We start from the raw sequence: 19572 nt of genomic DNA on the forward strand, positions 1-19572 counted from the left end.
CCACATGAGCCAAGGAGACCTCCCGTGTCCACGTCACCGAAACCAGCCGACGACCGGCTGCACGGAATGGAGCGGGTGTCCTCCCGCATCATCGGCATCTCGATCGCCGCAGCCCTCGGCGGGTTCCTCTTCGGCTTCGACACCGCCGTCATCAACGGTGCCGTCGACGCCCTCGCCGAGGACTTCTCCCTCGGCGCAGCCCTCAAGGGCTTCGCCGTCTCCTCGGCCCTCATCGCGTGCGCGCTCGGAGCATGGTTCGCCGGCAGCCTCGCCAACCGCTTCGGACGCCTGCCGGTCATGGTCGTCGCCGCGATCCTCTTCTTCGCCTCGGCGATCGGCTCGGGACTCGCCTTCGGGGTCACCGACCTCATCATCTGGCGCATGGTCGGCGGCCTCGGTGTCGGTGCGGCCTCGGTCATCGCCCCCGCCTACATCGCCGAGGTCTCCCCCGCCCGCGTGCGCGGCCGCCTCGGATCGCTCCAGCAGCTCGCGATCGTCACCGGCATCTTCGCCGCCCTCCTCTCCAACGCGCTCCTCGCCTCGGTCTCCGGCGGGGCGGCCGCACCGTTCTGGTTCGGCATCGACACGTGGCGGTGGATGTTCATGGTCGAGGCGGTCCCCGCCCTCGTCTACGGTCTCGCCGCCCTCGGCCTGCCCGAGTCCCCGCGCTTCCTCGTCGCCCGCGGACGCGAGGAGGAGGCCGCGAAGGTCCTGCGCGACTTCACCGGCGTCGTCGACACCGATGCCCTCATCGCACGCATCCGCGATTCGCTCAAGCGGGAGGAGCGCGAGTCCTTCCGCGACCTCCTCGGCAGGGCGTTCGGGCTCAAGCCGATCGTGTGGATCGGCATCCTCCTCTCCGTCTTCCAGCAGTTCGTCGGGATCAACGTGATCTTCTACTACTCGACGACGCTGTGGAAGTCCGTCGGGTTCGACGAGTCGAGCGCCCTGCTCACCTCCGTCATCACCTCGGTGACGAACATCCTCGTCACCATCGTCGCGATCCTCCTCGTCGACCGGGTGGGACGCCGGAAGATGCTGCTCGCCGGCTCCGCCCTCATGGGGCTGTCGCTGGCGACGATGGCGCTGTCCTTCTCCTTCGCCGAGCTCGTCACCGCCGCCGACGGCACGCAGAGCGCGGAACTCGGCGCACCGTGGTCGATCATCGCGCTCGTGGCCGCGAACCTCTTCGTCGTCGGCTTCGGCGCGACATGGGGGCCGCTCGTGTGGGTGCTCCTCGGCGAGATGTTCCCCAACCGGATCCGCGCCGCCGCTCTCGCCGTGGCCGCGGCCGCGCAGTGGGTGGCGAACTTCGCGATCTCGACGACGTTCCCCGTCTTCGCCGACATCAGCCTCACCTTCGCCTACGGCTTTTACGCGTTCTTCGCCGTCCTCTCCTTCTTCTTCGTGTGGTGGAAGGTCCCGGAGACGAAGGGGATCGAACTCGAGGACATGACCGAGGACGCCGCCCCTGTCCACCACGGGCGCGAAGGCTGAGCCCCGTTCCCCTGCGTCAGGGGTGTCCCCTTCCTCAGGGGTGCCGTCCCTCAGGGGCGTTGCCCCTTTCAGGGGGTGTCGTCGCCGGACCGCGCCGAGGCGGGGCCGGTCGCGGTCTCGTCCGTGCCCTCGGGTGCCGCGCCCGTCTTGCCGGGTGCCGCGTCCATGCCGCCGGGCGTCTCGTCCGTATCGCCGGGCGTCTCGTCCGGATCCTCCCCGTCCCCGCTCTTCGGTGACCCGTCCCCGCGCCTGAGGCCGATGACGAGGCCTGCGATTGCGAGGACGAAGAAGACGCCGAGGCCCACGGTCAGACCCGGAGCGGCGGCATAGGCCATCGCGAGGGCACGGAACCCGATGAGGCCGACGGTCGAGTAGATGAGCGCCCACAGCGACCCGCCGAGGATGAGGGCGGGGACATAGCGGCGCGCGCTCATCCCCGTCGTCCCCGCGGCGAGGTTGACGACGGTCTGGAGTCCGACGGTGAGGAAGGAGACGGCGACGACCGGGGCGCCGAAGCGTTCGATCATCGCCTCGGCCCTGCGGTATCGGGGTCCGGACATGATCCTCTCGACGCGGTCGATGCGCTGCATGCCCTTCCGGGCGAGGCGCCCGAGGAGGTAGGTGCCGCCGGCGCGGGCGAGGATGATGCCGAAGAGGATGAGCCAGGTGACGGCGATCGGCAGCGACCAGTCGAGGGGGTTCATCGGTGCTGCGTGCCTCCGTGCCGGGTGCGGTGTGCTCACACCGATTCTACGCCGATGTTAGCCTCACCTCACACCGCCCGGGAGCCGGCCTCGCCCGGTCGGCAGCGCGTGCTCAGACGCGGGTGCCGTCGAGCCAGACCTCGCTCACCCGGTCTTCGATGCCGCGGACGTCGTCGCTGCTCAGGTCCCCGTCGACGAGGACGAGGTCGGCGAGCGCGTCCGGGGCGATGCGCCCCCGGTCGTCGTGGCCGAGGAGGTCGGCGGCGACCGAGGTGCCTGCGGCGAGCGCCTCGGCGCTGCTCAGACCGGCCCCGGCGAGCAGGCTGATCTCCTCGAGGTTCTTCCCATGGGGTCCGACCCCGGCGTCGGTGCCCATGGCGATGCGGATGCCCGCCTCGTGCGCCCTGACGATCGACTCGTGATGGGTCTCGATGACGGCGTGGGCCTTGTCGATGACGGACTGGGGCAGGCTCGCCCCCGCCTCGGCGGCCTTGATGACGGCCCGCGGCGCCTGGAGGGTGGGGACGAGGAACGTCCCGTGCTCGAGCATGAGGTCGATGGCCTCGTCGTCGAGGTAGATCCCGTGTTCGATCGAGCGGACCCCGGCCCGGACGGCGTTCTTGATCCCCGGCGCCCCCTGAGCGTGGGACATGACGTGCGCTCCCTGGGCGGCCGCCTCGGCGACGATGACGGCGATCTCCTCCTCGGTGAACTGGGAGTGCCGGGGATCGTCGCGCGGGGAGAGCACTCCCCCGGTCGAGCAGATCTTGATGTGGTCGGCTCCCGCCCGCAGCAGCTCCCGGGTCTTGCGCCGGACCCCGTCGACGCCGTCGGCGACGCCGGAGGGCCGTCCCGGGTGCGGGGCGAGGAACGGGGAGTCGGAGCCGGAGACGAGGTGGAAGTCCCCGTGCCCGCCGGTCTGGGACATGATCGTCACGGCGATCGTCATCCGCGGTCCCCGGACGACGCCGGTATCGACGGCGACCTTGGCGCCGAGGTCGGTCCCGCCTGCGTCGCGCATGGTCGTCACCCCGCCCGCGAGCGTCTCCTCCATGTGACGGACGGAGGAGTAGAACGGCAGCGAGAAGGGGTCGTGGAAGGCCGAGGTGCTGGCCGCGCCGGCGCTCATGAGGTGGACGTGGCAGTCGATGATCCCGGGGACGAGGGTGCGCTCAGAGCAGTCGACGAAGGTGTCCGAGGCGTTGTGGGAGCCCTGCCCCGCCTCGGTGATCGCCGTGATCCGCCCACCGTCGACGACGACGTCACGACGGCCCGGGATGAACCGGGTCCCGTCGAAGACCTGCGCATTCGTGAACACTGTGACCATCGGCAATCTCCTCATCATCGGTGTCGGCTTCCTCACATCTATCACGTCCGGCGGGGCCGCGTCATGTTCACCGGTTCGACACCTTGACGCAGTATGATCAGGGCCGATACGGGTCGTCTGCCTCGGCACCGGCCCCTGGTCGCTCGATCCGGAAGAACTGTGACTGACTACGCCGCGCAATTCCCTGCTCAGCCTCGCCCGCGCGAGGACCGCACCCTCATCGACGTCCTCCTCGAGACGGCGGGTGCCCACGGTGATCAGCCGGCGATCGACGACGGGCACACCGTGCTCAGCTACTCCGAGCTCATCGTCGAGATCAGGGATCTCGCGCTCTCCCTCGCCGAGGCGGGCATCGGTCCCGGTGACAAGGTCGGCATCCGCGTGCCCTCGGGGTCGGTCGACCTCTACGTCGCGATCCTCGGCACGATGATGCTCGGGGCCGCGTACGTGCCCGTCGACGTCGATGACCCGGAGGAACGGGCGCGCACGGTCTTCTCCGAGGCGGCCGTGACCGGGGTGATCACCGCGGGACGGGTGATCGAGGCCCGCACCGACCGGGGACCCCTCGACCGTGCCGAGCTGCGCAGCCCCACCCCGGACGACGACTGCTGGGTGATCTTCACCTCCGGCTCGACGGGCACCCCCAAGGGTGTGGCCGTGAGCCACCGTTCGGCCGCCGCCTTCGTCGACGCCGAGGCGGCGCTGTTCTGTCAGGACGATCCGCTCGGTCCCGGCGACCGGGTGCTCGCCGGACTCTCCGTGGCCTTCGACGCCAGCTGCGAGGAGATGTGGCTGGCGTGGCGCCACGGTGCGTGCCTCGTGCCGGCCCCCCGCTCCCTCGTCAAGTCCGGAATGGACCTGGGCCCCTGGCTGTCCTCGCGCGGCATCACCGTCGTCTCGACCGTGCCCACCCTCGCCGCACTCTGGCCCGCCGAGGCGCTCGACGCCGTGCGGCTGCTCATCTTCGGCGGCGAGGCCGCCCCACCCGAGCTCGGGCGACGACTGAGCGAGGAGGGGCGCGAGGTGTGGAACACCTACGGTCCCACCGAGGCGACCGTCGTCGCATGCGGGGCGATCCTCGACGGCACGGAGCCCGTGCGCATCGGCCTCCCGCTCGACGGCTGGGCGCTCGCCGTCGTCGACGCCGCAGGCGTGCCCGTCGCCGAGGGCGAGACCGGTGAGCTCATCATCGGCGGCATCGGGCTCGCCCGCTACCTCGACCCGGCCAAGGACGCCGAGAAGTACGCCCCGATGCCCACACTCGGCTGGGACCGCGCGTACCGGTCCGGCGATCTCGTCGTCAACGACCCACGGGGACTCATCTTCGTCGGTCGCGCCGACGAGCAGATCAAGCTCGGGGGTCGGCGCATCGAACTCGGAGAGATCGACGCGGCCCTCCAGGCTCTGCCCGGTGTCGAGGGTGCGGCGGCCGCGGTGAAGACGACCCCGGCGGGAACGGACATCCTCGTCGGCTACCTCGCGACCACCTCGGCGGGGGCCGAGGAGAGGATCGACGGCTGGGAGGAGACGCTGCGGGCGGAGCTGCCGGCCGCGCTCGTCCCCCGGCTCGCCCTCGTCGACGAACTCCCGACGAAGACCTCGGGCAAGGTCGACCGCAACGCCCTGCCCTGGCCGATGGGCGAGACGGCCGAGGCCGAGGACTCCGCGGAGACCTTCGGCCCCGACGTCGAGTGGATCGCCGAACAGTGGACGGCGGTCCTCGGCACCCGGCCGGGATCGGACACGGACTTCTTCACCGTCGGCGGCGGCAGCCTCGCCGCCGCCCAGCTCGTCTCGCGTCTGCGCCTCGAGCACCCGAGCGTGACCGTCGGCGACATCTACGCCCACCCGCGGTTCGGGGCGCTCGCGACCCTGTGCCTCGGGGACGAGGGCGCCGCCGTCGCCGCAGGACCGCAGCGCGACATCGCACGGACTTCGAAGGGGATGCAGGCGTTCCAGACGCTGCTGGCCGTCCCCGTCCACATCCTCGCCGGAGTCCGCTGGGTCGTCATCGCCATGGTGCTCGCGAACCTCGCCGCCGGACTCGGCGCCGCGGTCCCGTTCACCCCGTGGCCGGTCGTCATCACCCTCTTCCTCGTCTTCGTCACCGCGTGGGGGCGGATGCTCATCTCCGCCGCCGCAGCGAGGCTCCTCCTCTTCGGGCTGCGGCCCGGGGTCTACCCGCGCTCGGGCTGGGTGCACAAGCGCCTGTGGCTGGCCGAGCACATCGCCGACATCGCCGCCGCCGTCTCCGTCGCGAGCGCCCCCTGGGTGACGTGGTACGCGCGCCTGCTCGGGAATCGGGTCGGCTCGGACGCCGACCTCCACTCCGCCCCGCCTGTCACCGGCTTCCTCACCCTCGAGGCAGGGGCTGCGATCGAACCCGAGGTCGACCTCAAGGGCTGGTGGGTCGACGGGGACCTGCTGCGCATCGGGACGATCGAGGTCGGGGAGAACGCGACGGTCGGGGCGCGCTCGACGCTCATGCCCGGCACCCGCATCGGATCCGGGGCGCTCATCGAGGCCGGGTCCGCGGTGACCGGGAAGGTCCGGCGCAACCAGATCTACTCCGGTTCGCCGGCCGTGCGCATCGGCAAGGCGAAGAAGACGTGGCCGGCACCACCGGACCGGCGACGGCTGCCGTTCCTCTTCTACGCCGCCGGATCCCAGGTCAACGCCGCCCTGCCCTACCTCGCCGCGATTCCGGGGCTCTGGCTCATGGTCGCCGTCTCCGGCATCGACGTCGTGACGAACCCGTGGCTCGTCCTCGCGTGGTCACCGCTCATCGCATGCCTGTGGTTCCTCACCACGGCCCTCCTCATCCTCCTCTCGGTGCGGCTGCTCGCGATCGGGATGGAAGAGGGGGAATTCCCTGTCCGCTCGGCCCGCGGCTATCGGGTGTGGGCGACGGAGAGGCTGCTCGATCTCGCCCGCGACCTCCTCTTCCCCCTCTACGCCTCGATGCTCACCCCGTGGTGGCTGCGCGCGCTCGGAGCGAAGGTCGGTCCCGGCACCGAGATCTCCACCGTCGTCTTCGTCCCGAAGATGACGACGATCGCCGCCGGCGCCTTCCTCGCCGACGACACCATGGTCGCCAGCTACGAGCTCGGCCACGGGTGGATGCGCGCGGGCCGGGCGAAGGTCGGCAAGCGGGCGTTCCTCGGCAACTCGGGCATCGCCTCCCCGGGTCGCCGGGTGCCGAAGAACGCGCTCGTCGCCGTGCTCTCTGCGGCCCCGGCGAAGGCGAAGAAGGGCTCGTCGTGGCTCGGGTCTCCCCCGGTGCAGCTGCGCCGGGCCGCCGTCGACGCCGACGAGACGCTCACGTACGCCCCGAAGTTCGGGGTCAAGGCCGCCCGCGCTCTCTTCGAGACGATGCGGATCACCTCGGTGATGGTCGGCGGCGCCCTCGTCGCCGCCGTCATCCTCACGATCATCGCCCTGCTCGACCTGCCCGGCGGGATCGGCATCTCCGGGGAGCGGGGGAACTTCTTCGCCTCCGTCGGCCTCGCCCTCGTCACCTCCGGGCTGGTGATGTTGGCGGCCGGCGCGGTCGCGGCGGGACTCGCCGTCATCGCGAAGTGGGTCTTCGTCGGCCGCATCTCCCCTGGCGACCACCCGCTGTGGTCGTCGTTCATCTGGCGCGGCGAGGTCGCCGACTGCTTCGTCGAACTCGTCGCCGCCCCCTGGTTCACCCGCAACGCCGTGGGCACGCCCGCGATCGTGTGGTACTTACGCGCGATGGGCGCGAAGATCGGCCACGGTGTGTGGTGCGAGAGCTACTGGCTGCCCGAGGCCGACCTCGTCCGCCTCGGCGACAACTCCACGGTCAACCGCGGCTGCGTCGTCCAGACCCACCTCTTCCACGACCGGGTGATGAGCCTCGACGTCGTCGAACTCGAGGCCGGTGCCACGCTCGGCCCCAACAGCGTCATCCTGCCGGCCGCCACCCTCGGGGAGAACTCGACGGTCGGGGCGACCTCGCTCGTCATGCGCGGGGAGTTCGTGCCCCCGCATGCGTACTTCAGCGGCAATCCTGTCATACCCTGGGTGGATGCCCCAGAACTTCCCCGCGCCGAGGCGGTCGACACGATCCATGCCTGACAGCTACACCCCCGGAGTCGGCACCCCCGACCTCCACATCGACCACTACGACATCGACCTCGACTACCGGATCGGACCCAACCGGCTCTCCGGCCGCGCCCGGCTGACCGGGCGGGTGCTCACTGAGACGACGGCGATCCTCCTCGACCTCACGGGCATGCGGGTGACGAAGGCGAGCGTCAACGGGCGCAAGGTCCGCTTCGCCGCCCGCGCCGGGAAGCTGCGCCTGACCACGGAGCCGCTTGCCCGCAATCAGCCGGTGCGCATCGACATCGCCTACGCGGGCAACCCGCAGCCGGCGATCGGGACCTGGGGAGACATCGGCTGGGAGGAGCTCGAGGACGGAGTCCTCGTCGCCGGGCAGCCCATCGGGGCCTCGACGTGGTTCCCGTGCAACGACCACCCCTCGAACAAGGCGACGTTCCGGATCACGGTCCTCACCGAATCCGAGTACACCGTCGTCTCCAACGGCGACCTCGTCGAGAAGGTCCGCAGGGCCGGGCGCACCGCGTGGACGTTCCAGTCGGGCACGCCGCTGGCGACGTATCTTGCGACCGTGCAGATCGGCCGCTACCGGCAGGGCCCGATCGCCGTGCCCCTGAACTCTGCGCCGAGCCCCGTGCCCCTCGGGCTCTTCGCTGCCGAGCACTGGAACCGGGCGGCCCTGCGCCTGCCCGTCCAGCACGCCATGATGAACGCGTTCATCGAGCTCTTCGGGCCCTACCCGTTCGACCGCTACGACGTCGTCGTGACGAACGAGGAGCTCGAGATCCCCCTCGAGTCGCAGCCGCTGTCCGTGCTCGGACCCAACCACCTCGGACCCGAGTGGGAGTCCGAGCGCCTCATCGCCCACGAGCTCGCCCACCAGTGGTTCGGCAATTCGCTCACGCCGAGGCAGTGGTCGGACATCTGGCTCAACGAGGGCTTCGCATGCTACGCGGAGTGGCTGTGGTCGGAGGCCTCAGGTCGGATGAGCGCCGACGAGTGGGCGCTGCGCTGGTACGAGTCGCTCGCCGTCTCCCCGCAGGACATCGTCCTCGCCGATCCCGGGGGGCCGGGGATGTTCGACGACCGCGTCTACAAGCGCGGAGCAATGTTCCTCCATGCTCTGCGCGTCAACCTCGGCGACGCCGTGTTCTTCGACGGCGTCCGCGAGTGGACGACCCGGCACCGGCACGGCAGCGTCGACACGGCCGAGTTCATCGCGCACTTCACCCGCATCGCCGGGCGCAGCATCGCCGAGGTCGTCGACCCGTGGCTCTTTCGGACCGCTCTACCGCAGCTGCCGCACCATGAGGTCTGAGTCGCCGTTGCGCCCGACCGTGGCGAACCCCCGGTCGACGTAGAGGTTCTTCGCCCCGTTGCCGTCCTCGACGGCGAGGCTGACGGCCTCGACCCCGCTCATCCTCGCGAGTGAGAGGAGGACGTCGAGGAGCGCCGTGCCGATCCCTTCCCCCTGGTGGTCGGGGAGGACGGTGATCGAGAGCTCGGGGATGTCCGCTGCCACCCAGCCGTAGCCGGCGAAGGGCTCGGCAGTGTCCTCGGCGTCGTCGGTCGCGGTCTCAGGCCCCGCCTTCGCAGTCCCGGCATCCGCCTCGGCGGGGGCACTCTCACCGGAGGATCGGGACCGGTTCCCGGTGTCCTCGGCATCCGCCTCGGCGAGCACCTCGGATTCCACGGTCCGGCCCGCCTCGGCGGGATCCTCACTCAGCCCTGTCGCGAACGCGGCATCGGCAGGACCCTCATCGGGGGTCTCGACCCCGCCGCCCTCAGCCAGGCGCAGCCATGCGAGCCCGAGGATCTCCTCTCCGGACTCGTCGAAGCAGGCCACGGCCAGGTCGCGGGTCCGCCCCCAGTCGGCGAAGTAGTGCCGGGCGTCGGGACGGGTGACCAGCTCCTCGCGCGGGATCGTCGGGGCGTCCATCGACCAGTTGAAGCAGAGGTCGACGAACGGGAGGAAGGTCTCCTCGGGGGTGTCGGCCGGCAGCGGTCGGATCCGGGATCGGAGGTCGGCGGGTGTGTCGGAGCTGGTCATGTCAGTCCCTTCTTCACGGCGGTGCGGATCCACTGGTGGTTGCGGACTCGCCAGCCCAGCGTGATCGCGCGGAGGCCGATGAAGCCGAGGCAGAACGCCGCCCACAGGCCCTGTGCGCCCGGCCAGAGTCCGGTGACCGGAACGAGCAGGAGGGCGTAGCCGATCACCGCGACCAATTGTGCCAGAGCGAGGTAGCGAGCGTCCTCGGCACCCATGAGGACGCCGTCGAGGACGAAGACGTACCCGGCCACGGGCATGCCGAGGGCGAGGATGGGCAGGAGTCCGGTGAGGGTGGCGATGACGGCCGGGTCGGAGGAGAAGACGAAGGGGATGATCCCGGAGCCGGCGACGAGGACGAGGCCGACGAGGATCCCGAACCCGATGCCCCAGACGATGAGGCGGCGGTTGATCGCGGCGACGACGTCGACCCGCTGCGCCCCGAGCTGGAGGCCGATGAGGGCCTGACCGGCGATCGCGAGCGAGTCGAGGGCGAGCGCGAGGGCGAAGAAGAGGCTCTGGGCGACCTGGATCGCCGCGAGGTCCGTGGCGCCGAGCGCGGTGGCGAGGACGACGAGGATGATGAGGGAGGCGCGCAGGCTCGCGTTGCGCACGAGCAGCCAGCCCGAGGTCTTCGCCGAGGAGATCACCCCGGCCCAGTCGGGGCGGAAGCTCGCGTGGTGGCGGCGGGCGGCGCGCAGGGCGATGAGGATGTAGACGGCGCACATGCCGGCCTGGGTGAGGACGGTGCCGAGTGCGGATCCGGCCACGCCCATGCCGAGTCCGTAGATGAAGAGGGCGTTGAGTCCGATGTTCGCGACACAGCCTCCGGCGGCGACGACGAGAGGGGTGCGGGTGTCCTGGAGGCCGCGCAGCAGCCCGGTCGCGGCGATGACGACGAGCATGAACGGCAGTCCCCACCACGAGATCGCGAGATAGGCGTGGGCGCCGCTCGCGATCTCGGGTGTCGGTCCGAAAGCGCCGATGGCGGTGCCGAGCAGCGGCAGTCCGAGGGCGAGGAGGACGACCGAGGTGAGGAGCGCAAGCCAGATGCCGTCGAACCCAGCACCCACGGCTCCCCGGGTGTCCCCGGCACCCATCCGCTTGGCCACCCGCGGGGTCGTCGCATAGGCGAGGAAGACCATGAGCCCGAGGACGGTCTGGAGGATCGTCGAGGCGATCGCGAGCGATCCGAGGGCGCCCGCACCGAGATGGCCGACCATGGCCGTGTCGGTGAGGAGGAAGATCGGTTCGGCGATGAGCGCGCCGAGGGCCGGCAGCGCCAGCCGGAGTATGTCCCTGTCGATCGCTGCCACGCCTGGCAGTCTATCGAATCGCCGGCGAGGCGCGCGCCCTAGCCTCGGGCGCAGCGCGCGCCTCGGCGGAGGGGCAGGCGTCAGGCGACTTCGAAGAGTCCCGCGGCTCCCTGCCCGCCGCCGATGCACATCGTCACGACGACGTACTTGACGCCTCGGCGCTTGCCTTCGATAAGGGCATGGCCGACGAGGCGGGCCCCGGTCATCCCGTAGGGGTGGCCGACCGAGATGCCGCCGCCGTCGACGTTGTAGCGATCGGGGTCGATGCCGAGCCTGTCCCGGCAGTAGAGCGCCTGGACGGCGAAGGCCTCGTTGAGCTCCCACAGACCGATGTCGTCGATCTTCAGCCCGTGGGCGTCGAGGAGCTTGGGGACGGCGAAGACGGGGCCGATGCCCATCTCGTCGGGGGCGACTCCGGCGACGGCCATGCCCCGGTAGATCCCGAGCGGGGTCAGTCCCCGCCGGGACGCCTCGGTGTCGGACATGAGGACGGAGGCCGAGGCACCGTCGGAGAGCTGGGAGGCGTTGCCCGCGGTGATGCTCGGCTCCTTCGAGGCGACCCCCGGCTCGAGGACGGGTGTGAGCTTCGCGAGCCCCTCGAGCGTCGTCTCGGGGCGGTTGCCCTCGTCCTTGGTGAGCGTGACCTCCTGCGTGGACGTCTCCCCGGTCTCCTTGTCGAGAACGACCTTCGTCGAGGTCAGAGGGACGATCTCGTCGTCGAAGCGGCCTGCCTCCTGCGCGGCGGCGGTGCGCTTCTGCGATTCGAGGGAGTAGGCGTCCTGGTCCTCGCGGCTGACCCCGTAGCGTTCGGCGACGACCTCAGCGGTCGCGAGCATCGGGTAGTAGATCCCGGGAACGTTCTCCTCGAGCCACGGGTCCTTCGCCCGGTAGGTGTTCATGTGCTCGTTCTGGACGAGGGAGACGGATTCGACGCCGCCGCCGACAGCGATCTTCTGCCCGTCGACGATGATCTGCTTCGCCGCGGTGGCGATCGCCATGAGGCCCGAGGCGCACTGGCGGTCGACGGACATGCCGGCGACCGAGACGGGCAGTCCCGCCCGCAGACCCGCCTGACGGCCGATGTTCGTCGACTGGCTGCCCTGCTGGAGGGCGGAGCCGATGATGACGTCATCGACCTCGGCGCCTTCGACACCGGCGCGTTCGACGGCGTGGGCGATCGCGTGACCGGCGAGCTCCTGGGCCTGGGTGTCGTTGAACGCCCCTCGGTAGGCCCGCCCGATCGGGGTCCTGGCGGTGGAGACGATGACGGCATCGACCATGGTGTGGCTCCTTCGAAAGCAGTGCGGTGGGGTGGGGCGGTGGGGCGGTGGCGCGGATGGCGCGGCGCGGGCGGCGCGGCGCGGGCGGGTCAGTCCTTGGGTCCGCCGGCGACGTAGATGACCTGGCCGGAGACGAAGCCTGCGCCCTCGGAGACGAGGAATGAGGCGGTGTTGGCGATGTCCTCGGGATTTCCTGCGCGACCGACGGGGATCTGGCTGATCGCGGCCTTCTTGAAGTCCTCGAAGTCGACGCCGACGCGTTCGGCCGTCGACTTCGTCATGTCGGTCTCGATGAAGCCCGGGGCGATCGCGTTGGCGGTGACTCCGAACTTGCCGAGCTCGATCGCCCACGTCTTGGTCATCCCCTGGATCCCGGCCTTCGCCGCCGAGTAGTTCGTCTGCCCGCGGTTGCCGAGCGCCGAGGTCGATGACATCGAGACGATGCGCCCGAACTTCTCGGCCACCATGTGCTCCTGCACGGCCTTGGCCATGAGGAACGCCCCGCCGAGGTGGACGGAGAGGACCTTCTCGAACTCCTCGTAGGTCATCTTGAACAGGAGGTTGTCGCGGAGGATGCCGGCGTTGTTGATGAGGACGGTGGGCGGTCCGAGACGATCGGCCACCTCGGCGACGGCGGCGGTGACGGAGTCCTCGTCGGAGACGTCGGCGTTCAGTCCGATCGCCTCTCCCCCGGCTGCGGTGATCGCCGAGACGGTGTCCTCGGTCGGTCCCATGTCGAGGACGGCGACCCTGAGGCCGTCGGCGGCGAGCCTGGTCGCGATCGCGGCGCCGATGCCGCGTCCGCCTCCGGTGACGATTGCTGTGCGTGCCATGCGTGATCCTCCGGGGTAGGTGGTGTGCGACGCAGCGTGACTCCCGTCTCACTGCGGTCAGGTCTCACTCTAGCCGAGAATCGCTCCTGAACGAATGATTGCTCACTGGGCGAGAACGCGCCTTCACCAACGCGGTGATCCAACGCCCGGCACGCCACCAACGCGGTGATCCGACAAAAACGCGGTCTGCAGACCGCGTTTTTGTCGGATCACCGCGTCGAAGCGGAGCAAGGCCGCGGGTCGAAGCGGAGGGGGCCGCCTACTCCTCGTCGAAGCGGGAGACGTCGCCGGCGCCGACGCGCGCGACCTCCGGGTACCTGCCGGTGAAGTCGATGACCGAGGTCGGCACGACGCCCGGCGTCCCGGACTCGATGACGACGTCGACGTCGTGGCCGATCTGGTCCATGACGTCGTCGGCCTCGGTGAGCGGGTCCTCGTCTCCGGGCAGGAGGAGCGTCGAGGAGAGGATCGGCTCCCCCATCGCCTCGACGAGGGCGAGAGCGGTCGTGTTCTGCGGGATGCGCGCGCCGACCGAGTGCTTCTTCGGGTGCATCATCCGGCGCGGCACCTCCTTCGTCGCCTTCATGATGAACGTGTACGGGCCGGGTGTCATCGACTTGATCGCGCGGAAGTCCGAGTTGTCGACGATGACGAACTGTCCGAGCTGCGCGAAGTCGTGGCACATGAGCGTGAAATGGTGCTTGGAATCGAGGTGGCGGATGCGCGTGATCCGCTCGATGCCCGCCTTGTTCTCGAGCGCACAGCCGAGCGCGTAGCACGAGTCGGTGGGATAGGCGATGAGTCCGCCGTCACGGAGCACCTCGGCGGCCTTCGTGATGAGTCGGGGCTGGGGGTTCTCGGGATGGATCTTCAGTAGTGTCGCCATAGTCCATGGTAATCACGGGTGCGCTCCGTTGGGAACGAGCAGCCGGCACCCGCGATCCGGTTCCGTGCCGAACCACGCCAAGCAGGGAAATCGACGCTCCCACGATCCGCCGCATCGCCGATCCACGTGGGGCCCGAAATCCGCGCCGCCCGCGACGCGGAAACCCGGCTCTGCGTTGATCGACAGAATTTCGCCGAGGTGGCCGACCAGAGTGCGTGCCCGTGCCGTCGCGGCGTGCCGGCGGCCGCGGACCCTCGCCGAGGCGGTCCGCCCGGCTCTGCGTGGATCGACGGTGCGTCGCCGAGGTGGTCGGGGTCAGTGGACGGGGGTGTGGGCGGTGCGCGGGTCGGAGGCGATGAGGATGTTCACCCACCGGGCCTTCGGGTCGGCGTCGACGAGGAGGGCCTTGAGAAGCAGGGTCGCGGGCAGTGCGAGGAGGGCGCCCAGCCATCCGAGGACCCACACCCAGAAGAGCAGGGAGAGGAAGGAGACGAGCGGGGTCACCCCGACCGACTCGCCGGTGAACTTCGGCTGGATGATCGCCTGGATGACGAAGTTGAGCACGCTGTAGGCGACGATCACCCACACGGCCGACTGCCACCCGCTGTCGACGAGGGCGAGCAGGGCGGGTGGGATGAGCCCGATGACGAAGCCGATGTTGGGGATGTAGTTCGTGAGGAACGCGAGCACACCCCACACCCACACAAGCGGGACGTCGATGATCGCCAGTGCCACGACGTCGAGGATCGCGACGATGAGGCCGAAGATCGTCGCGACCACCCAGTAGCGGCGCACACCGGACGCGAACCCGCCCAGCGACTGCGCGAGCGCAGGCTTGGCGTCCTTGAGCATCCCCATCCGCGACGACATGCCCATCGAGTCCATGGCGACGAAGAAGACCGCCATGATCACCGTCGTGAGCAGACCCGCCCCGAGCGAGACGTTGGTGAGCAGCGGGCTGACAGCGTCGAAGATCGAACGGACGTTGAACTGCCGCAGTTGCGCTTCGAGGACGTTCGAGGTCACGCCGAGCTCCCCGAGCATCGACATGAGGCTGTGATAGGTCGCCACAAGCTGGTTGCCGTAGCTGGGGATGAGCATGACGAGCTCGGCGATCGCCCACGCGGTGAGCCCGAAGAACCCGAAGAGCATGACGAGGACGAGGACGACGGAGACGCACGCGCCGAGCGCCCCCGGCACGCGATGCCTCGTCAGCCAGCGCTGGAGCGGGTAGACGACGATGTAGAAGTTGAGCGCGAGGAAGACCGGAGCGACGATCTCCTGGAGCCCGCGGAAGAACGTCAGGGCGTAGGCGAGCCCGGCGATCGTGAGGACGACAACGAGTGCTCTCGCCGGCGGCCTGGCGTGCCACGGAGTGACTGCCTGGGGCTCAGTGCCTGCGCTCAACTACCGACCTCGTCTCTTCTCCCTGATCCGCATCGAGACCTCGATCGGCGTCCCTTCGAAGCCGAACGTCTCGCGGAGTCGTCTGATGATGAAACGACGATACCCCGGTTCAAGGAATCCTGTGGTGAAGAGGACGAATTTCGGTGGGCGCGACTGCACCTGAGTGCCGAAGAGGATGCGCGGCTGCTTGCCTCCGCGCACCGGGTGCGGGTTCGCTGCGACGAGTTCGCCAAGGAACGCGTTGAGGCGTCCGGTCGGGATCCGCTTGTCCCAGTTCTCCAGCGCGGTCTCCATCGCCGGTACGAGCTTCTCGGCGTGTCGGCCGGTCTTCGCGGAGATGTTGACCCGCGGGGCCCATGCGACGTGGGCGAGGTCGCGTTCGATCTCGCGTTCGAGGTAGTAGCGGCGCTCCTCGTCGAGGAGGTCCCACTTGTTGAACGCGAGCACGATGGCCCGTCCCGCCTCGGCGGCGGTGGTGACGATCCGCACGTCCTGCTCGCTCAGCGGTTCCTGGGCTTCGAGGAGGACGACGGCGACCTCGGCGCGCTCGAGCGCGGTCTGCGTGCGCAGGGCCGCATAGAAGTCCGCACCGCTGGCCTGGTGGGCACGGCGGCGGATGCCCGCGGTGTCGACGAAGCGCCACTGCCTGCCGCCGAGTTCGATGAGCTCGTCGACGGGGTCGCGGGTGGTGCCGGCGACGTTGTCGACGAGCACGCGTTCGGACCCGACGAGCTTGTTGAGCAGGGAGGACTTGCCGACGTTGGGACGCCCGACGAGGGCGACCCGACGCGGACCACCCTCCTCGATGCGGGTGTCGACGGCGGAGACCTCGGGGAGGACGGAGACCGCCTCGTCGAGGAGGTCGGCGACGCCGCGACCGTGGAGGGCCGAGACCGACCACGGCTGGCCGAGGCCGAGGCCCCAGAGTTCGGCAGCCATGAGCTCGCCGCGTTCGTCGTCGACCTTGTTCGCGGCGAGGATGACCGGCTTCTTCTTCTTCCGCAGCATCTTCACGACCATCTCGTCGGTCGCGGTCGGTCCGGTCGTGGCATCGACGACGAGGACGACGGCGTCGGCCATGTCGACGGCGACCTCGGACTGGATCGCGATCCGCGAGGCCATGCCCTTCGAGTCGGAATCCCAGCCGCCGGTGTCGACGAGGGTGAAGTCCTTGCCGTTCCACTCCGCCTGGTAGTTCACGCGGTCGCGGGTGACACCGGGGACGTCCTCGACGACGGCCTCACGGCGGCCGAGGATGCGGTTGACGAGCGTCGACTTGCCGACGTTGGGGCGGCCGACGATCGCGAGCACCGGGTTGGCGCCGATCGCCTCCTCGTCCTCGATCTCGAAGCCGAGGGAGTCGAGCAGCGCCCGGTCCTCGTCCTCGAGCTCATAGCTCTCGAGTCCGGCCTCGAGCGCGGTCGCCCGCTGCTCGGCCTCTTCGTCGCTGATCCGCTCGAGACGCTCGGCGAGCGCCTCATCGGGGGTCTCGTGGAATTCCTCGTCGGTCATTCTGCGTCCTTCACCAGGTCGAGCACGGTCCCCACGACCTGCTCGAAGTCGAGATCGCTCGTGTCGAGGGTGTACACGCCCTCGGCGGCGGTGAGGAAGCTCGTCGTGGCCGAGTCCTTGGCGTCACGGCCGGTGACGAGCGACGCGGTGGCGGCGACCGCCTCGGCGTCGGCACTGCCGTGGACCTCCTTGGCCCGGCGGGCCACGCGGACGTCGTCGCGGGCGGTCATGAGGATGCGGACCTCGGCGTCGGGGGCGACGACGGTCGTGATGTCACGGCCTTCGACGACGATGCCGGGGGACGCTGCGGCGATGATCTCCCGCTGCCGTTCGATGAGCTCGGTACGGGCGTCGGGGACCGCGGAGACGGTCTGGACGTTCTCGGAGACCTCGGCGCTGCGGATCTCCTCGGCGACGTCGATGCCGTCGACGGACACCGCGAAGTCGTCGGGGTCGGTGGAGATCTCGAGGTCGGCACCGCGGACCTGCTCGAGGACGTCGACAGGGTCGGTGACCCCGCGGCTGAGCGCCAGCCACGCCATCGCGCGGTACATCGCACCCGTGTCGAGGTAGGCGAAGCCGAGGCGGCGGGCGACCTCCTTCGCAGTGCTCGACTTGCCGACCCCGCTGGGTCCGTCGATGGCGACGACGCTCATGTGGTTCCTTCCTTCTCGATGGCGGATTCGGGGATCCGCCATCCCAGTGCTTGCAGTCCGGTCTCGAGTTCGTTCGCGTTCGCGGGCATCACGGAGACGTCGACGATGCCGAGCCGGCGCCCCGGGGCATGGTCCATCCGGAAGTCCTCGACGTTGATGCCGAGGTCCCCGATGTCCTTGAACAGGGAGGCCAGGGTCCCCGGGGTGTCGGGGATGAGGACCGTGACGACAGCATATGCGGTCGGGGCCTGTCCGTGCTTGCCGGGGATCCGGTCGTGTCCCTCGTTGCCGTGGGCGATGGCCCTGGCGATCGCCCCGGTCGACCCGGGTCCGAGGCTGAGCGCCTCGATGAGGGAGTCGAGCTCCCCGCGCAGGGCGAGCAGCACCGTCCGGACCTCCTCGGCGTTGCCGGAGAGGATCTGTGTCCACAGTCCGGGGTCGGAGGCGGCGACGCGGGTGACGTCGCGCAGTCCCTGCCCGGCGAGCGCCACCTCGTCGAGCGGGGCGTGGCGCAGCTGGGAGGCGACGAGGGAGGAGACGACCTGCGGGACGTGGGAGACCTTCGCGACCGCGGCGTCGTGGATGCGCGGGTCGAGGTGGGTGACCGAGGCGCCGGTGGCCTCGGCCATCTCGACGACCTCCCGCAGCCGGGAGGCCGGCGTGTCGTCGTCGGAGCAGATCACCCACGGTCGGGCGGTGAAGAGGTCGGGGCGGGCGGAGATCGCCCCGGACTTCTCCCGTCCGGCCATCGGATGGCAGCCGATGTAGCGGTCGAGCTGGTCGGCGGTGACGAGACCGCGCACGGTCTCGAGCAGGCGGGTCTTGATGCTCGCGACATCGGTCACCGTCGCCCGCGGGTAGTCCCGAAGTGCTGCGGCGATGACGTGGGCTGCGACGTCGGGCGGGGTGGCGACGACGACGATGTCCGGGTCGATGCCCTCCCCCGCCGAGGTGGTCGCCCCGGGTGAGTCCCCCGCCGTTCCCGGCACGGCCGTTCCCGGCACGGGCACGGCCGGGGCCACCGGTTCACCGGCGCCGAGGTCGGAGGCGAGCTGCTGGGCGGTCGGCGAGGTGTCCTCGAGGGTGACCGTGTGTCCGCGCCCGGACAGGGCGAGGCCGAGGCTCGCACCGAGCAGCCCGGTGCCGATGATGTGGACTCTCACAGGTCGACGGCCTCGAAGAGCTCGCCGATCTCATCCGAGCGCAGGGGTCGGATCTTGCCCTGCCGCTGCTCGGCGAGCGAGATCGGTCCGAACTGGGTGCGCACGAGGCGTTCGACGGGGTTGCCGATCGCCGCGAGGAGACGGCGCACGACCCGGTTGCGGCCCGAGTGGAGGGTGAGTTCGACGACGGAGCGGCCAGGCGTCGAGTCGACGAGCTTGAACTCGTCGACCGTGACGATCCCGTCGTCGAGTTCGATGCCGGCCTTGAGCCGGGCGCTCGCATCCTTGGCGATCTGCCCCTTGACCTGCGCGAGGTAGGTCTTGGGGATCTCGTAGCGGGGATGGGCGAGGCGGTTGGACAGCTCCCCGTCGTTGGTGAGCAGGATGAGGCCCTCGGTGTCGGTGTCGAGGCGTCCGACGTGGAAGATCCGCTCGGCGCGGTTGCCGACGTAGTCGCTGAGGTTCTTGCGCCCCTCGGGGTCCTTCATCGTCGAGACGACCCCGGCGGGCTTGTTGAGCGCGAGGTAGACCTTCTGCGGGCTCGTCGAGATCCGCAGGGTGTCGACGTAGACCGCCTGGGTCTCCGGATCGATGCGGGTGCCGAGCTCGGTGACGATGTTCCCGTCGACCTCGACCCGTCCGTCGAGGATGAGCTGCTCGCACGCGCGACGGGACCCCAGCCCCGCCTCGGCGAGGACCTTCTGCAGGCGCACTCCCCCGCTGACGTGGGCGTCCGAGGTCTCTCCCGTGCCGGTGGGGGCCTTCTTCGCGCTCGCACGCTGCTTTCGGCTCGGACGGTTGCTGCGCCCGCCGGGCGCCCTGGGATCGCGGTAGGGACTCATGGGGACCATTGTCTCA

Annotated in this window: 15 protein-coding genes; 3 read left to right on the top strand and 12 right to left on the bottom strand. The window is 70.0% G+C overall.

The window, feature by feature from the left end; translation table 11 throughout:
* Nucleotides 1-66: 66 nt before the first annotated feature.
* Entirely contained in the window at nucleotides 67-1497 is a 1431-nt protein-coding gene (locus tag ACQ1RG_RS14790; RefSeq protein WP_176472497.1) for a sugar porter family MFS transporter, read from the top strand.
* A gap of 68 nt (nucleotides 1498-1565) precedes the next feature.
* On the opposite strand, the gene ACQ1RG_RS14795 is transcribed toward ACQ1RG_RS14790, so the two are convergent.
* Both ACQ1RG_RS14795 and ACQ1RG_RS14800 read right to left on the bottom strand, forming a co-directional pair.
* Nucleotides 1566-2240 (bottom strand): DedA family protein, encoded by a 675-nt coding sequence (locus ACQ1RG_RS14795; protein WP_342474427.1) that lies wholly within the window; start codon nucleotides 2238-2240, stop codon nucleotides 1566-1568.
* A gap of 73 nt (nucleotides 2241-2313) precedes the next feature.
* Nucleotides 2314-3528, bottom strand: a complete 1215-nt coding sequence (locus ACQ1RG_RS14800) for a metal-dependent hydrolase family protein (RefSeq protein WP_009379979.1) — start codon at nucleotides 3526-3528, stop codon at nucleotides 2314-2316.
* Nucleotides 3529-3687: 159 nt separating this feature from the next.
* On the opposite strand from ACQ1RG_RS14800, the gene ACQ1RG_RS14805 reads away from it, so the two are divergent.
* Both ACQ1RG_RS14805 and ACQ1RG_RS14810 read left to right on the top strand, forming a co-directional pair.
* Complete coding sequence (locus tag ACQ1RG_RS14805) at nucleotides 3688-7629, top strand: Pls/PosA family non-ribosomal peptide synthetase (RefSeq protein ID WP_063250854.1); 3942 nt, start codon at nucleotides 3688-3690, stop codon at nucleotides 7627-7629.
* Nucleotides 7622-8932: a M1 family metallopeptidase gene (locus ACQ1RG_RS14810; RefSeq protein WP_063250855.1), complete on the top strand. Its 1311-nt coding sequence runs from the start codon at nucleotides 7622-7624 to the stop codon at nucleotides 8930-8932. The genes ACQ1RG_RS14805 and ACQ1RG_RS14810 overlap by 8 nt, the downstream gene beginning before the upstream one ends.
* Here the strand turns inward: ACQ1RG_RS14810 and ACQ1RG_RS14815 are convergent.
* From ACQ1RG_RS14815 to ACQ1RG_RS14860, 10 genes are all read right to left on the bottom strand, one after another.
* Nucleotides 8903-9664 (bottom strand): GNAT family N-acetyltransferase, encoded by a 762-nt coding sequence (locus ACQ1RG_RS14815; protein WP_063250856.1) that lies wholly within the window; start codon nucleotides 9662-9664, stop codon nucleotides 8903-8905. The two genes, ACQ1RG_RS14810 and ACQ1RG_RS14815, sit on opposite strands and share 30 nt — an antisense overlap.
* On the bottom strand, nucleotides 9661-10977 hold the full coding sequence (locus tag ACQ1RG_RS14820) for an MATE family efflux transporter (RefSeq protein WP_063250857.1): 1317 nt from the start codon (nucleotides 10975-10977) through the stop codon (nucleotides 9661-9663). Before ACQ1RG_RS14820 ends, ACQ1RG_RS14815 begins: the two co-directional genes overlap by 4 nt.
* A gap of 80 nt (nucleotides 10978-11057) precedes the next feature.
* Nucleotides 11058-12257 carry an acetyl-CoA C-acyltransferase gene (locus ACQ1RG_RS14825; protein WP_119297016.1) on the bottom strand — a complete coding sequence of 400 codons (1200 nt, stop codon included), beginning with the start codon at nucleotides 12255-12257 and terminating at the stop codon, nucleotides 11058-11060.
* Nucleotides 12258-12346: 89 nt separating this feature from the next.
* Complete coding sequence (locus tag ACQ1RG_RS14830; protein WP_119297015.1) at nucleotides 12347-13090, bottom strand: SDR family oxidoreductase; 744 nt, start codon at nucleotides 13088-13090, stop codon at nucleotides 12347-12349.
* 259 nt (nucleotides 13091-13349) lie between these two features.
* Nucleotides 13350-13976, bottom strand: coding sequence for an L-threonylcarbamoyladenylate synthase (locus tag ACQ1RG_RS14835; protein ID WP_009379991.1), 627 nt, complete (start codon nucleotides 13974-13976; stop codon nucleotides 13350-13352).
* A 315-nt stretch (nucleotides 13977-14291) separates the two neighbouring features.
* The gene (locus tag ACQ1RG_RS14840) at nucleotides 14292-15383 is read right to left on the bottom strand and encodes an AI-2E family transporter (RefSeq protein ID WP_009379992.1); all 1092 of its coding nucleotides are present in this window, start codon (nucleotides 15381-15383) and stop codon (nucleotides 14292-14294) included.
* Nucleotides 15384-16895, bottom strand: coding sequence for a ribosome biogenesis GTPase Der (gene der, locus ACQ1RG_RS14845; RefSeq protein WP_430600197.1), 1512 nt, complete (start codon nucleotides 16893-16895; stop codon nucleotides 15384-15386).
* Complete coding sequence (cmk, locus tag ACQ1RG_RS14850; RefSeq protein ID WP_009379994.1) at nucleotides 16892-17551, bottom strand: (d)CMP kinase; 660 nt, start codon at nucleotides 17549-17551, stop codon at nucleotides 16892-16894. The genes der and cmk overlap by 4 nt, the downstream gene beginning before the upstream one ends.
* On the bottom strand, nucleotides 17548-18714 hold the full coding sequence (locus ACQ1RG_RS14855) for a prephenate dehydrogenase (protein WP_430600198.1): 1167 nt from the start codon (nucleotides 18712-18714) through the stop codon (nucleotides 17548-17550). The genes cmk and ACQ1RG_RS14855 overlap by 4 nt, the downstream gene beginning before the upstream one ends.
* Nucleotides 18711-19556 (bottom strand): pseudouridine synthase, encoded by an 846-nt coding sequence (locus ACQ1RG_RS14860; RefSeq protein ID WP_040342229.1) that lies wholly within the window; start codon nucleotides 19554-19556, stop codon nucleotides 18711-18713. Before ACQ1RG_RS14860 ends, ACQ1RG_RS14855 begins: the two co-directional genes overlap by 4 nt.
* Between the last annotated feature and the right edge of the window lie 16 nt (nucleotides 19557-19572).

The sequence above is a fragment of the Brevibacterium sp. K72 genome (assembly GCF_050562175.1).
Lineage (GTDB): Bacteria > Actinomycetota > Actinomycetes > Actinomycetales > Brevibacteriaceae > Brevibacterium > Brevibacterium casei.